This window comes from Sphingobacterium sp. UBA6320, assembly GCF_002440335.1.
Taxonomy (GTDB): domain Bacteria; phylum Bacteroidota; class Bacteroidia; order Sphingobacteriales; family Sphingobacteriaceae; genus Sphingobacterium.
Window position 1 is genome coordinate 135,689 of sequence record NZ_DJTA01000022.1, and the last position, 15,566, is coordinate 151,254.

At 35.2% G+C, this 15,566-nt stretch carries 9 protein-coding genes; 6 read left to right on the plus strand and 3 right to left on the minus strand.

Annotated elements, in window-relative coordinates; genetic code table 11:
- Window positions 1-126 precede the first annotated feature (126 nt).
- Window positions 127-3,360: a SusC/RagA family TonB-linked outer membrane protein gene (locus B3P23_RS14365; RefSeq protein ID WP_293927327.1), complete on the plus strand. Its 3,234-nt coding sequence runs from the start codon at window positions 127-129 to the stop codon at window positions 3,358-3,360.
- A 54-nt stretch (window positions 3,361-3,414) separates the two neighbouring features.
- Window positions 3,415-4,896, plus strand: coding sequence for a SusD/RagB family nutrient-binding outer membrane lipoprotein (locus tag B3P23_RS14370; RefSeq protein ID WP_293927330.1), 1,482 nt, complete (start codon window positions 3,415-3,417; stop codon window positions 4,894-4,896).
- Between the two features lie 215 nt (window positions 4,897-5,111).
- Here B3P23_RS14370 and cydB read toward each other — a convergent pair whose 3' ends face one another.
- Window positions 5,112-6,188, minus strand: coding sequence for a cytochrome d ubiquinol oxidase subunit II (gene cydB / locus B3P23_RS14375; RefSeq protein ID WP_293927333.1), 1,077 nt, complete (start codon window positions 6,186-6,188; stop codon window positions 5,112-5,114).
- A gap of 2 nt (window positions 6,189-6,190) precedes the next feature.
- Window positions 6,191-7,531: a cytochrome ubiquinol oxidase subunit I gene (locus tag B3P23_RS14380; protein ID WP_094772449.1), complete on the minus strand. Its 1,341-nt coding sequence runs from the start codon at window positions 7,529-7,531 to the stop codon at window positions 6,191-6,193.
- 314 nt (window positions 7,532-7,845) lie between these two features.
- Here B3P23_RS14380 and B3P23_RS14385 point away from each other — a divergent pair, with 314 nt between their 5' ends.
- The 3 genes from B3P23_RS14385 (at window position 7,846) to B3P23_RS14395 (ending at window position 11,735) form a co-directional block, all read left to right on the plus strand.
- A complete protein-coding gene (locus B3P23_RS14385) occupies window positions 7,846-9,225 on the plus strand; it encodes a 3-keto-disaccharide hydrolase (protein WP_293927337.1) in 1,380 nt (459 codons plus the stop codon).
- Window positions 9,225-10,637, plus strand: coding sequence for a Gfo/Idh/MocA family oxidoreductase (locus tag B3P23_RS14390; RefSeq protein ID WP_094772451.1), 1,413 nt, complete (start codon window positions 9,225-9,227; stop codon window positions 10,635-10,637). The genes B3P23_RS14385 and B3P23_RS14390 overlap by 1 nt, the downstream gene beginning before the upstream one ends.
- A gap of 411 nt (window positions 10,638-11,048) precedes the next feature.
- Window positions 11,049-11,735 (plus strand): hypothetical protein, encoded by a 687-nt coding sequence (locus B3P23_RS14395; protein ID WP_293927340.1) that lies wholly within the window; start codon window positions 11,049-11,051, stop codon window positions 11,733-11,735.
- 1,218 nt (window positions 11,736-12,953) lie between these two features.
- Here the strand turns inward: B3P23_RS14395 and B3P23_RS14400 are convergent.
- Window positions 12,954-13,832: an AraC family transcriptional regulator gene (locus tag B3P23_RS14400; protein ID WP_045754725.1), complete on the minus strand. Its 879-nt coding sequence runs from the start codon at window positions 13,830-13,832 to the stop codon at window positions 12,954-12,956.
- Between the two features lie 185 nt (window positions 13,833-14,017).
- On the opposite strand from B3P23_RS14400, the gene B3P23_RS14405 reads away from it, so the two are divergent.
- The gene (locus B3P23_RS14405) at window positions 14,018-15,505 is read left to right on the plus strand and encodes an alpha-L-fucosidase (protein ID WP_293927343.1); all 1,488 of its coding nucleotides are present in this window, start codon (window positions 14,018-14,020) and stop codon (window positions 15,503-15,505) included.
- Window positions 15,506-15,566: the final 61 nt, after the last annotated feature.

A 15,566-nucleotide genomic window follows, 5' to 3' on the forward strand; every position in this document is an offset into this window, starting at 1 on the left:
AATATCAAATATTTAGGGTTAAAATATGGCTGATCATTGTTAAGATAATGTTAAGATTCCAAGGATAGTATTGATAACTTAGTTTATACATATAAATCATAAACTAACATTTGAAACTACTATTTTATGAAGAAAACAGCTATTGCATTTCTAGCAGCTAACTTGTTGGTTAGTTCAGCTATTTATGCACAGACCGTACTCAAGGGTACGGTTGTCGGTCAAGATGGAAAACCAATCCCTGGGGTTTCCATTTCCTTACAGGACGGCACAGGAACACAAACTGGGCAAAATGGTGATTTTTCTATTTCTTACAAACAAGCAGGCACATTAAGTGTATCAGCAATTGGCTACGAGCGAAAACAAATTAATCTCAGTAACCAAACAAACCTCTCTATTACTTTAATCTCAAATACGGAAAGTTTGGACGAGGTCGTAGTGACGGCAATGGGTATTTCAAGAGATAAGAAATCTTTGGGATATGCCGTTCAAGAAGTAAAAGCCAAAGAATTGACCGATGCAGGACAATTAAGTGTCACAGGTGCATTGACAGGTAAGGTCGCCGGAGTACAGGTGAATCAATTTGGGGGAGCTGTAGGTTCTTCTGCAAGGATATCAATTAGAGGAAATACGTCCTTGCAAACTGATCAACAGCCACTAATTGTTATCGACGGTGTACCTATGACAAATAATAGCCAACGAAGCGGAGATAATACTTATTCAGGGGTTGACTATGGATCAGGTATCAACGATATCAATCCAGAAGATATTGAAAGTATGACGGTCTTAAAAGGTGGATCAGCTGCCTTATACGGAATGCGTGCAGGTAAGGGTGTCATTATGATTACAACCAAATCGGGTAAGCGAGCTAATAATGGCGTACAAATCTCTTATGATGCTAATTTTAGTGTTGACAGAGTATCCACTCTTCCCAAATATCAAAATTTGTATGGACAGGGGTCAAGAGGAGATGAATATAGCTATGGTCGATACGCTAAAGGAAAAGGTATCACTTATCAACAATATGCACAAGATAGTTCTTTCAATTATGTTGATGGTGCAGGAGGTGGCGTGAACGATGGATTTGATGAATCTTGGGGTCCTCGCCTAGATGCAGGATTAATGATTCCACAGTTTAATAGCCCATTTGTGGATGATGTAAGACAAGCGACTCCGTGGATTTCTCATAAAAATAATATTAGAGATTTTTTCCAAACTGGTTTTTCTCAAAATCATAATCTTTCATTACTGTCAAAAACTGACCGCTCATCAACTCGGGCAGCAATATCTTACCGTAATCAAAAGGGAACCGTTCCTAATACGGATCAAAAGAAATATACGGCTCAACTCAATAATGACTATAAAATCAGTGATAAGGTTTCTTTTGATATCATGTCCAATTATACACGAACAGAAAGTGATAACTTGATTATGCAAGGATATGCTGGAGCAAATCCGATGAATGGATTGATTTGGTTTGGTAGGCAAGTCGATATGAAAGACTTGAAAAAAAATTGGGATCAACGAGATGCACAAGGCAATTATACGTATTATAACTGGAACTCCAACTATCATATGAATCCATTTTATACGATGAATGAGTCCATTAATTCATTGCAAATGAATCGTGTATTTGGAAAAAGTTCATTGTATTATCAACCTGTTGATTTCTTAACATTTGAAGGAAGGGTTGGTCTTGATTATGTTAATTCGCAAAGATTTGAAAGAAACTATTATAATTTCGATCATTTGAATGGAAGTTTTAATGAAAATAAGAATGATAGGACAGAGCTAAATGTTGACTTTTTAGCTAATTTTAATAAACAATACGGTGATTTTAGTGTACTGGGTACTTTAGGGGCAAATTATCGTGATTATAAAATGAGTATGAATTCATTAGGAGCAACAGGTCTTAATGTACTAGGTGTATATACGATTACCAATAAAATAGGACCTGCAGAAGTGGATATGGATCATGCACATAATCGTTCTAATTCCATTTATGGGCAAGCATCAGTTGGCTGGAGAGATCAATTGTATGTGGATATGACAGCACGAAACGATTGGTCATCCACTTTAACCAAATCATTCTTTTATCCATCGGTTAGCATGAGTTGGATTCCAACGACTTCTTTTTCGAATCTTAAGGGGGATGTATTATCTTATTTAAAATTTAGATTGAATATTTCTGAAGTAGGAAATGCAACGGATCCTTATCGTAATCAAAACTATTATTATGCACAACTTGATGGATTCAAAGATCTAGCTCAAATGTATAAGAGTATGACCTATGCGATTCCTGGTTTAGAGCCTGAAAAAATTCGAACTTGGGAGACTGGTGCTGAAATTGCTTTATTTAATAATCGATTTCATGCAGATTTCACCTACTATCATAAAAATGCTAGAAAACAATTGCTTGCGGTAAGTACATCAAATACCGTAGGTTTTACACGTATTTTTTTGAATGCTGGTGATATACAGAGCCATGGTGTAGAGCTTCAATTGCGTGGTGATATTTTTAAAAAGGAAAATGATTTTAACTGGACTGCGACAGCAAACTTTTCAAAAGATAAAAGTAAAATTTTGGAATTATATCCGGCACTTGATTTAAGAGATCATCAAATTGGATGGACTTGGGGGATTGCGAATATGGCTAGAGAAGGTCAGCCATGGGGAACTTTAGTTGGAATGGGATATGATCGCGTTGAGGATGGACCGATGAAAGGGGCGATTAAAGTGACTGATACTGGAGTAGTTGAACGAAAAGCAGGCCAAAATATAGGTAGTGTTGTGCCAGATTTCTTGGCAAGTCTGCGGAATGATTTTTCTTACAAGAATTTTAGTTTTGGCTTTATGTTGGATTTTCGAAAGGGCGGCGACATTTGGTCTCAAACCATGTCGCATGGTTATACTACCGGAATAGCAGAGATTACAGCGGCCAATGGAATACGCGAACGTTCAATTGTCGCAGGAAAGGATATGATGACAAATGAGCGCTTTGCGATGTCTGATGGCAAGAACGGATGGGTAGAGAATACCATAGAAACTAACGCTCAAAGTTGGTATGAAGGAGGAGGGATTGATGAAATGTATGTTTTTGATGGTTCGTTTTTGAAATTAAGGGAAGCCTACTTTACATATAATTTACCTCAACATCTTTATAGTCGTATCAAAGGTATTAAGAGGGCAAATCTATCTGTTATCGGATCTAATTTGGCTTTACTTTGGGTAGATAAATCTAATACCATGAGAATAGATCCTGAATCAGGAGGCGTATCTAGTGATTCGAGAGGTGTTGGTTTTGAACAGGCGACAGTTCCAAATTCTAGAAGTATTGGCTTAAAACTAGGATTTACATTTTAAGTCAAAATACTATTTATCTGGAATGAATTTCAATTGAATTAAAGAATCAGAAAAATGAAAAAACTACTATTTAATATAAAATTTGCTTCCATACTCGCGATAGTTTGTCTAGCAAGTTGTACAAAAGATTTTGAGAAAATAAATACGGATCCCGATGCATTACCCAATGTTCCTCCCCAAAATATGTTGATCAATGTACTACGAAATGCGGGCGAGCAGTTTGGAGGAGATGTGGACGGCTATGGTACTTTTGCAGGCTATATTGTTAAAATTCAGTATCCTGATTATCTGTCATCATTAGTTCCTGGAAATAATACCTATGGTAACCGTTGGTATGCTTGTTATTACAATATCACCCAAATGAATGATATGTTGAAGAAAACCGAAGACCGAGCTGAGGGGTTTAAGAATATTAGAACTGTTGCTCGTATTTGGCAAAATTATATGTGGTCTTATCTTTTAGATGGCTGGGGAGATATACCTTACTCAGAGGCATTTAAAGGAATGCCAGAAGATGGTAATCTGTTAAGACCCAAATATGACAAACAGGAAGATGTTTTTCCTGCAGTATTAGCTGATTTAAAGAAGATAGCTGATGAAATGTCCGATGGTCTAGGAACCGATGATATTGGCGATTACGATATTATCTATGAAGGAGATATGCTCAAATGGCAAAAGTTTTGTAATTCTTTGCGACTTCGTATAGCTATGCGTATCTCATCAGTTGCCCCAGCTTTAGCAAAATCAACCATTGAAGAAATTGCAGGAAGTAAGATTAACTATCCAGTTATGGAAACAAATGATGAAAACTGTTATTTATATTATCCTGGAACTTTACCCTATATGGAGCCTTGGTACAAATCGGGTATAAATGGTAAGCGTATTGATAATTGGGGTATGTTTGACATCTTTATTAATTATTTAAATGAAGTAAAAGATCCTAGAATTGCATCGATAGCACAAAAAACCAATTTGGGAACTTATGTTGGATATAAGAATGGTTTAGCTGCCTCACCTAATCCCCTTAGATCAGTTTCTTGGATAGGTGAACATTACATTAATGATGCTTCAGGATATACTCCCTTTTTTAAATCGTGTGAAACTTACTATATTCTGGCTGAAGCTGCAATGCTTGGTTATGATGTTGGAATTAGTGCAAAAGATGCATACAATAAAGCTGTTATGATTTCAATGGAAGATAATGGAATTTCTAAAGACGATGCGAATTTATACCTTTCAAAAGAAGGTCAATTCGATGGGACAAAGGAGAGAATTTGGTGGGATATGTGGACAGCATTATTTAAAGAAAATTACGAAGCCTGGGCATTGTATAGGAGAACTGGTATTCCTTCAACCAATTATCCTTCTGTAGGCTCGATATTTTTGGATAGGCACACCGATCAACCATGGAGATTGCCTTATCCCAACAATGAGTATTTAAATAATAAGGTTAATACCGATGCAGCAGCAACTGGCATTGTTGACCACTCTTGGGGTAAAAGACTTTGGTGGGCAAAAGATAATGGTAAAAATTAATTTCATGTGTATATGTTTATTGAAAAGCGGGGTGACGAAAGTCATCTCGCTTTTTTTAGTTCACTGAGGGAGGTGTTACAAAATTTAGTAACTAATATTTTGGTTAAGGACATTAAATGCTTTTGAGACCTCTAAAATTTAATTTTTAAATAAGACAAGAGCGATTCTTAGAATAGCTCTTTTGTATGAAAAAGGTTTGATAAAATTAATCCATCTTAATGGTCACCATATCCGACATCATCTAATTTGCCTCTGAAAACTTTAAATTGAATGATGAAATATACAATCACCAATACTGCTGCTACACAGAACCAACCTATCCCAACAGATAAACCATATTCGTTTGCGGATACATTCTGTATAGTTAAAGAAGGATTTACCGCATTAGTCGAAGGTAGTAATATGGGGAACATGGAAGCTATAGTAGATCCAAAACTTCCAAAAATAAATAAGGATGAATAAATAAAACCAGATAAATCTTTTGTAAATTTTTTAATTCTAAACTGTCCAAAAAGACCAACTGCAGCAATAAGAGGGAATATCCACAACCAATAATAAGTTTCAAAATTATGTAATGATATTGGTTTCACATCATGCCATACGTAAGCGGATAATATTACTAAAAACAATAAAACAAAATTGAGTTTAAAAATTACAGTTTTTAGACGTATACTCAGGGTGCTTGATGTTTTAAGAATGATCCAATTTGCACCATGAATGGTCAGGGTCACAACTGCGACAAGACCCAATAATAAAGTGAACCAATCAATCACTCCTTGATGTTCGGCCAATGGATCAAATGTTGGATTCCATAAGGCTAAAAAGAAATAATGAGGTTCTTGAGTAGATACACCATTTTCAACCATACCAAGATTAACTCCTCGAACGACATTTCCTAAAGCTGCTCCAAAAAATAGAGCGAGTAATAGACTCGCCAAACCGAACAATTTATCCCACATCAATTCCCACATCCGGTTATGAACCTGTCCTCTTAATTCTAGACTGATCGCTCTAAAGATAAGCAACCATAACACAAGCATAAGGGGTAAGTAAAAACCACTAAAAGCTGAAGCATATAAGGTTGGAAAAGCGAAAAAAAGTACCCCTCCCGATGCGATGAGCCAAACTTCATTGGCATCCCAAAATGGTCCAATGGAATTGGTTACAGCTTTTTTTTCTTCTTCTGTTTTAGCAAAGAAAAGATGAACAATTCCTGCTCCAAAATCGTAGCCATCGAGAATGACATAGATTCCGAGCATAATCATCAACACAACAAACCAAAATATTTCCATAGCTAATTATTTAAAGCAATTTGGGATTCAGGACCTTTTCTGATGATTTTTAATACCAGCATTAAAAACAATAATCCCAGTAGTATATAAAGTCCTACGAATCCTAAAAGTGTGAATAATGCATTTCCAGAAGAAACGGTAGGTGATACACCATCTACCATGCGCATCAGGTTATATACCAGCCATGGTTGCCTTCCTAATTCAGCTGTATACCAACCTGCAGTATTGGCGATATAAGGAAATGGAATCATAAACATGAGGATCCATAGTAGCCATTTCGTTTGAAATAGTCTATTCTTCCAAAGTAAAAAAGTAGCTGTTAACATGATCGCAATAAATATGGTTCCAAGACCAGCCATGATGTGGTAGCCATAGTATAATCCTGGAATATTTGTAGGGTGTATAGATTCATCAAATTCATTTAAGCCCTTAATTTCAGCATCCCAGCGTTGATAAGTAAGAAAGCTAAGGACATTTGGAACAGCAATTTTGTTATCTAATTTTTTATTTAGCATATCAGGCTGACCGATAAGAACAATTTCAGAACCTCCTTTTTCCGTTTTGAAAATGCCCTCCATGGCAGCAAAAGTGACAGGTTGATATTTGACTACATTTTTTGCAGCCATATCACCTGTGGGGAACGCAACCACAATAGAAGATATGACTCCAAAAATAACTCCAGTCTTCACGAATATTTTTCCAAATCGACTATGCTTGTTACTCAGCAAGTAAAAAGCTCCCACTGCAGCAACAAAGAATGAACTGGTGATCAGAGAGCCAGCTTGATTATGTAAATATGATGGCCAGAGCCAAGGATTATTGAATAGAGCTGTAAAGTTATTTAAAACAAACTTCCCATTTTCTACTATTTCATATCCCACAGGATATTGCATCCAGGAGTGTGTAGCGATAATAAGGAAACCACTTGCCCACGATCCTATAAATACCATCAACCCAGAGAGAAAATGGAGTTTATGACCAAGAAGCTTTTCCCCAAATAGAAACATTCCTAAAAAAGAAGATTCTAAAAAAAAGGAAAACATACCTTCCATGGCTAGTGTTTGTCCGATAATACCTCCCGTCAACTCAGAAAATTTGGCCCAATTTGTACCAAATTGAAATTCCATTGGTATTCCTGTCACCACTCCCATTGTAAAATTCAAGGCAAAGATTTTCATCCAAAATTTTGCAGCATGATTGTAGTCATCAATTTTTGTGCGTAAAAATTTCCATTTGAAGTAAACAATCATTAAAGATAATCCCATCGTCAATTGCGGAAACAGATAGTGAAAAGTGATGGTAAAAGCAAACTGTAACCGATTGTAAAGTATCATGTCTTCCATACGACATTTTTGTAGGTTGAAATATAAATTAAATATAACTGTTTTTTACTTAAAACTCCATGTTAAAATGCTCTTTTTTATGGTATAATATTAAGGGAATATTAGTTGTTAAAATGTCTCATGAGTAAGCATTATTATTGGATAATTTCAAATATTTATTTTATATTTACCTATCAGTCAGGTTAAAATTGATTTGAGTGTAAACCTAAAAAAATCTCCAGGTTATAATTAAAATACAAAATAGTAAGCATGCAGATGTCTTTGTCAACATGTGCATGTATGATAATAGTATGTTTAATAAATTATAAATAAATATGAACAAGAATTTTTTAATGATAATGAGTAGTTGTATGTTGTTCTTTGCATCTTCAACTTATGGACAAACGAAAAGACAAAGCTCTTTCATACCAATTTTTGATGGAAAAACATTTAATGGATGGAAAATCCTTGGAGGAAAAGCAAAATATACGATTGAAGATGGTGTGATTGTAGGCGAAATGGTCAAAGGAGTGCCAAATTCATTTTTGTCAACAGAAAAGGAATATGAAGACTTTATTTTAGAGTTGGAATTTAGAATTGAAGGAACAGAAACTAATTCTGGGATTCAGTTTAGAAGTAATTATGATCCACAGGGAAATAATGGTCAAGGTCTTGTTTTTGGTAAGCAGATGGATATTGATCCAAGTGAGCGAGCATGGACCGGTGGAGTATATGATGAAGGTCGGCGAAACTGGCTTTATCCGCTGGATTTGCAGGAATCTGCTCAAAAAGCTTTTAAAGCAAATCAATTTAATAAAGTACGTATAGAAGCGATCGATGATGAAGTCCGTATTTGGTTAAATGATGTTCCTACCGCTGCTGTCATAGATACACTCGATAGAAAGGGAATAATTGCATTGCAAGTGCATAGCGTACCAGATCGTTTGGTTGGTCAGAAAGTGTATTTTAAAAATATAAGAATTAAAACAGCAGGCTTGTCATTCACCAAATTGCCTCAAGATATGTTTGTTGTTAATCTCAAAAAAAACAATGTATCATCTCAAGAAAAGAAGTCTGGCATCAACTTATTGTTTAATGGTATAGATTCAAAAGGATGGCGTAGTATAGATGCAAATCATTTTCCAAAAAAAGGATGGGAAATTAAAGATGGTGAAATAACTGTTTTAAAAGCTAATGGAGGAGAGTCAACTAATGGAAGGGATATAATAACCGATAAACAATATAGCGCTTTTGATCTTTCATTTGAATTTAAACTAACTCCAGGAGCGAACAGCGGTGTGAAATATTTTGTTACGATGCAGGAGGAGACGAAAGGATCGGCGATTGGACTTGAATACCAATTGTTGGATGATGAAAAACATCCAGATGCTAAAATGGGTAAAAATGGTAATCGTACCATGGCATCTTTATATGATTTAATTCCTTCGCTGAAACATGTGCGCGCACCACGACCTATAGGTGAATGGAATAGAGGACGAATTATGGTTACACCAGACAATCAAGTCACACACTATTTGAATGGTATAAAAGTATTGACTTATAGACGAGGTTCGCCAGAATTTAAAGAGCTTGTAGCAGGGAGTAAATATAAGGATTGGCCAAATTTTGGAGAGGCTGAAAAAGGACATATTCTGTTGCAAGATCATGGTGATGAGGTTCATTTTCGAAATATTAAAATTAAGGAATTGAAATAATGAAGCAATTATCAAGAAGAAATTTTTTACGTAACACAGCTTTTATAGGGGGTGGATTATTGATGTCAAACGCAGCTCTTGGAAATGTAAAATTAGCATCGGCAAATGAAAGACTGAATTTGGCATGTGTAGGAATAGGAAATCGAGCAGCAGAAGTGATCAAAGAACTTTACAAAACAGGTTTGTGTAATGTTGTAGCATTATGTGATGTTGATTTAGAAGCTCCACATACTTTGGAAATATTAAAGATGTTTCCTAACGTACCCCGCTTTCGAGATTTTAGGCAAATGTTTGATAAAATGGGTGGACAAATTGATGCGGTATCTATAGGTACTCCTGATTTTGCACATTTTGCAATTACCATGATGGCTATAGACATGGGGATTCATGTATACGTAGAAAAACCGATGGCGAGTACATTTTGGGAAACAGAGCTTATGATGCAAAAGGCTCAAAAATTTAATAAAGTAGTTACTCAAATGGGCAATCAGGGACATTCGGAACCCAACTATTTTCAATTCAAAAGTTGGCAGGAAGCTGGTATCATCAAAGACGTGACACGCATAGATGCACATATGAATTTTGCAAGACGTTGGCATACTTGGGATGCTAATATCAAAGGTTTTCCATATCCAGAACGCATTCCCTCGACGTTGGATTGGGATATGTGGCAGATGCAAACTTTAGGTCATGATTATAATAAAGACTTTGTTAACGGACAGTGGCGTTGTTGGTTTGATTTTGGGATGGGAGCTTTGGGAGATTGGGGAGCACATATCTTGGACACAGCACATGAATTTTTACAATTAGGTTTACCTCATCGTGTAGAAGCAGTGAAACTTTTGGAGCATAATTCTTATTTCTTTCCGAAATCATCCACGTTGAAATTCAAATTTTCCAAAAGAAAGCATATGCCAGCTCTTGATATCAATTGGTATGATGGATTGGACAATTTACCAGAAATACCATCAGGTTATGGAGGTTCTAGCTTGGATCCAAATATACCAGCTCCTAGTACGGGTAAAGTAGAAACTGTGAAGTTGAACCCTGGGAAAATTATATATACTAAAGATTTGATATTCAAAGGAGGTTCGCATGCAAGTATCTTAGAGATTATTCCAGAAGAGAGGGCTCGTGAGGTAGCAAAACTTCTTCCAGAAATACCGAAATCACCCTCTAATCATTTTGCAAATTTCTTGAACGCCTGTAAAGGGCTAGAAAAAACACGCTCAAGTTTTGAAGTAGCAGGTCCATTGAGCCAAGTGTTTTGCTTAGGCGTCATTGCACAAAGATTGAATGCTAAGTTTGATTTCGATGCAGTTAAAAAAGAAATTCCTAATGATCGTTTTGCCAATGCTTTGCTCTATGGTCCTCCACCAGCAAAAGGATGGGAGCAATTTTATCGAGTATAAAATAAATTAGACCATCTAGAACAGCAAGTAGTTGCAGGATGGTCTAATTTTCTTTCTTTCTTTCTTTCTTTCTTTCTTTCTTTCTTTCCTTATTTCTTCTTAAAATGGTTTTACTTCAGGACTATTGAGGATTGATTGACAAATAAAATTACTTATATTCTTATCTATATTTAGGATCTCGTCATGCTTTTATACATAGGGCAAAAAGTATTAAATGATTTTATGTATTGCTGAATAATAACTTATGTCTAAATTCATTTGAGAAATGATTATGATATGTTGAGATTAAAATTTATAATTTAATTAAGCAACTATGTTGCATTTGAATATTGTTTTATTATATTTGCAACATAGTTGCAAATGCTATAACATTTAATGGTTGAATTATTAAACTGAAATCAAAATCAAATCATGAAAATTAAATTTATCAAAAGTACTACTGTATTCGTGTTAACATCCTTAGGTCTTTTAGTTGGTATTGTATCGTGTAAAAAAGACGATGATACTCCAATAGTAGGTAAGGAAGTGAGAGCATCCTTACAATTTACTGAGCTTGAAGGAACTAAAGGAGCCGCTCACGGAGACCATTTCCATGGTGTAGCTACTGCAAAAGAAGGCGCTGTGATCAAAATAAATTTTGATGCTTCAGGTCAATCACTAGCGAGTAGTGCTATTAATCTAAATACTGAGATTGCCTATAAGGTCGACTTAAAAGTTTACGATGAAAATGGAGGCGAAATCCAAGATACTTATGTCAAGAATCTCACTACAGCAAATGAATATAAAGCTTTCCTAATCGGCGATAAATTGATCGCAAATGCAAATTCAGAAACGAATGGTGGAGCGATTTTTCAACCACGTGATACAATTTATGCAGACGGAACAAAGGTTAATGGTAAATATGAAATGACAGGCTTGATGGCTTTCTTTACATTAGGAAATGAAAATAAAGGAAATACGAAGAAATTATCGTACATCTTACGCAAAATAGAACCGGATGTTAAAGCAAAGATTGAACGTGTAGATCTACTTGATCAGGCATATGCCACTAAATTCCAAGGCAAAAATATCTTAGAATTGACATTTGATATCAAATAAGTACCTAATGACTTTAAATTGAAAAGGAAATTAGAGAAATAGGCTATCCATTTTGGATAGGCAAGTACACGTATAGGAAAGGAGTTATCTATTTTTTTGGACAGCTCCTTTCTTATTGATGTTTTATTGAATAGTAATGGTTAGCCATATCATAGCGTATTAAAAAATTATAGTTTATAATTTAATTAGTTATAAGAGTTATTCTTCTGGTTTTTCTGGCGCAATCGTTAACGAGTTCTCATTAAAAGTAAATATCACATTCTTTCCTTGAAGTGAGGCTAGATAAACTCCCTCTTTCACTTAGGTCACATTTTTATCAAGTGTACAAGTTGGTTTTTTCTTGTCAGCACGCGATCTGACTTGTATCGTGATACTGCTGTCCTGTTCGCTTTTAATAGTAATACCAACCCAGTCAAATCCCTCCGCTCTTTGATCATATTCAGAAGTCACATAACTGCCATCTACGATTAATGTACCTGCAGTTTAAGCCGCTGTGGCTTGGATTTTGGAATTTGGTTGGTTACAACTGTTAAGTGTCAAAAGAAAAAATCCACACACAACGATGCTTTTTAGAATATACATTTAAAGTGATTTTATTGCTCCTAGTAATATAGCAAAAGACCTATCAGAAATAAAAATGTATTGGCTAAAAGTAGAATATCTTCATAGTAGGATTTCTTTTTAATAGTTGAGGTAATATAGTGTCAAATCAGGTTAGTATTGTTGCAGTAAGTTGTTTTATATCCCATTCACTTTATGATCAAGTCAATGCTTATTTTTAAGCATAAATCTGTACAGATCGTATTCGTATCGTTGTGTATTGTTTTTTAATAGTCAGATTGCAGAGTGAATTCTCCAAAAAATCCAGATCCAAAATTGTTTATTAATCAGGGACAGGTATATTATATGCCATTCGAGACAACAGTAGTTTTGGGACAGCAGTTTTTGGGAAAAGATCGTTTTATTATGCAGATGATCATACGTCGCGCCCTGTTGCTGAGCTCGCTGATCTTTATAACAAAGCAACGGCTCAAGATCATATTTTGATATTAAACGTAGGAGCTAATCGTGCAGGTCGGATAAAAGATTCGGATGTAGAAGTGCTAAAACAATTAAAAGTAAATCTGGGTTTATAATCAATCTATTAATTTTTGTTATACACCCAATTTTCAATTTGATCGAGATGGTTTTTAAATTTAGCAGATTATAGGCTTTTATCTAAGATAATATTAATTTATTACGATATTCACGAGGCGTTGAGCCTTTAATTTTTTTAAAAAACTTGTTAAAATTAGAGAGACTATTAAATCCGCAGTCATAAGCTAAATTGCTCACCCGATACTCTTCCTGATTAAGTAATTTACAGGCATGACCGATGCGAACTTCATTCACAAATTCAACAAATGTTTTTTGTGTTCTGTTTTTGAAATATCGGCAAAAAGATTGTTTATTCATATGGATCATATCTGCTACATCTTCTAATAGTATTTCTTTAGAAAAATTATTGAAAATATACTTTAAAATGATATCCATCCGATCGTTATCTTTTAAGTGATAGGTGTTGGTGTAACCCGCACCGGTAAGTAAATCATAATCTTTAGTTTGACTCAATACGTGAAGTATTTTTGTGAGCAATGTCAATCTCTGCAATACGTTTGCTTCCTCCGCTAATTCCATTAAAAGATTTTTGATTTGTAGTTTTGCTTCCCCCTTAAATCGCATACAGCGTTTACTGAGTTGAAAAAAATCAGCAAGTGTCTTGACATTTCCAAACTGTGAAAAGATATCGAGTATTTTATCGGGATGAAAAAAAAGTGTGATTGACTTGGCCTTATTTTCAGGATTAGAAGAGATGAAATATTCCCTACTGTTGTGCCAGACATGTGGAATATTAGAACCCACTAAAATAAGATCATCATGACCAAAACTCTCGACACTGTCTCCGATCATTCTAGTGCCTACACTCTCGACGACATAGTTTATCTGACATTCTTCATGAAAATGAAATAAGGTAGAAAAATAAGGTGAGGTGACAATTTTTGTATCAAATACATCATTTTCTTTACCCTCTAATATTTTAGCAGGAATCGGTTTCATAATTTGATATCACTTAAATATTTAAAAGCAATGTTCTATTGCCTGAATATTAACGTGAAATTTTTCATTATGCTAATATAACGCATATAATGGTGAATTGCCAATTGGTTTTTAATTTTTTTAGCAGCTACCTTAGTATTTATATACACGAGCTATATATCCTTAATGATAAAAATATCAAATTAATGAAATCAATTATAAAAAGTAAGCGTTACTCAACATGGGCAATTGGAAAAATTAGTCTTTTGTTATATGTGTTGCCCATACTTTCGACTGCCGTTTACGCACAAGATAAGCGTGATCTGTATCCCTTACAGTCTGATTTTGTTGATCTACGATTTGGTGTGATGCTGCATTTTAATATGGGGACATTTACCGATGAAGAATGGGCATCTCCAGATCATGATCCGCAAAAATTTAATCCTACCCAACTTGACTGCCATCAATGGGCTGATGCATGTCTTGCAGCAGGAATGAAATATGCGATTCTGACAACAAAACATCACGATGGCTTTTGTTTATGGGATTCGAAATATACGGATTACGATGTAGCCAGTAGTCCCTATAAAAAAGATATTGTTAGAGAATATGTAGATGCATTTCGTAGTCGTGGTATTAAGCCCTGTTTGTATTTTTCCATTTGGGATCGGCATAATGGTGTAGAAAATGGAGGATTGGAAGAAGAAGAATTTGTCATCAACCAACTTACGGAATTATTAACAAACTATGGAGAGATTCCACAAATTATCTTTGATGGTTGGAATTGGAAAATGGGTCACAGTAGAATCTCTTATCAGCGTATCTATGACCATATAAAAAAATTGCAACCCAACTGCCTAGTATCAGAACACAATGGAAATAGCAATTTTCAGACGGATCTTATCTATTATGAAGGCCCCAAAGGAGTCTTTCCTCCGGGAAATAATATCTTTGCTTCACAGATGGCTCTAACGATGACAAATGGTTGGTTTTGGCATACAGACTCACCTAAGAATGTGAAAAGTCTTGACTATACCCTTGACAAGTTACAGCGTCTCGAGCCATTGTATTGCAATTTTATGCTCAATGTAGCACCTAATCGCAACGGTCTTTTTGATAAAGAGGTGGTTGATCGCTTGGCTGAAATAGGAAAAAGATGGAAACCCAATATGAGTCGATTACCACTGCCAACTCAGCCTAAGACGATCAATAACTATATATTGCCAGCAGGGATCATCGCTTCTGCAGGTAAAGCAGTGACTCAACCGTCACCACCAGCCAGTGAAGGATCGCCTATTGCCGCATTACTGACACAGACTAATGCTGACGTTATGATTGATGGATGCAGCGATGAAATACCAGACAATGGTGGATTTTCTGCATTCCAGACCTATTGGAAATTTGAGCCAAATCCATCTCGTTATCTTATTCTTGATCTTGGAATCTCCAAAGATATCAGTAAGCTTTATTATCTCCCTGCACGATGGTTAGGGTATAATGGAGTGGTGACTAAATATCGTATTCTAACAAGCATAGATGGTAAAAATTATAAAAAGATCAATGAAGGAAAGTGGGAAAAAAACACCAATCTAAAGATTTTAGATTTTCTTTCAGTGAAAGCACGCTATGTGAAATTTGAAATTTTGGAATCTATTGATGAAGCTATTATAAGCGAAATAGGAGTTGGAAATTGATCTTAAGATCAATGATTGATCATCAATTTTTAGTTTAATGTATGATTTTTATAAAAGAAAA

Bases quoted from the DNA above. Each gene is read 5' to 3' on its own strand.
- B3P23_RS14395 (WP_293927340.1), top strand. From the start codon at position 11,049: ATGAAAATTAAATTTATCAAAAGTACTACTGTATTCGTGTTAACATCC.
- B3P23_RS14400 (WP_045754725.1), bottom strand. From the start codon at position 13,832: ATGAAACCGATTCCTGCTAAAATATTAGAGGGTAAAGAAAATGATGTA.
- B3P23_RS14370 (WP_293927330.1), top strand. From the start codon at position 3,415: ATGAAAAAACTACTATTTAATATAAAATTTGCTTCCATACTCGCGATA.
- B3P23_RS14365 (WP_293927327.1), top strand. From the start codon at position 127: ATGAAGAAAACAGCTATTGCATTTCTAGCAGCTAACTTGTTGGTTAGT.
- B3P23_RS14385 (WP_293927337.1), top strand. From the start codon at position 7,846: ATGAACAAGAATTTTTTAATGATAATGAGTAGTTGTATGTTGTTCTTT.
- cydB (WP_293927333.1), bottom strand. From the start codon at position 6,188: ATGGAAATATTTTGGTTTGTTGTGTTGATGATTATGCTCGGAATCTAT.
- B3P23_RS14390 (WP_094772451.1), top strand. From the start codon at position 9,225: ATGAAGCAATTATCAAGAAGAAATTTTTTACGTAACACAGCTTTTATA.
- B3P23_RS14405 (WP_293927343.1), top strand. From the start codon at position 14,018: ATGAAATCAATTATAAAAAGTAAGCGTTACTCAACATGGGCAATTGGA.
- B3P23_RS14380 (WP_094772449.1), bottom strand. From the start codon at position 7,531: ATGGAAGACATGATACTTTACAATCGGTTACAGTTTGCTTTTACCATC.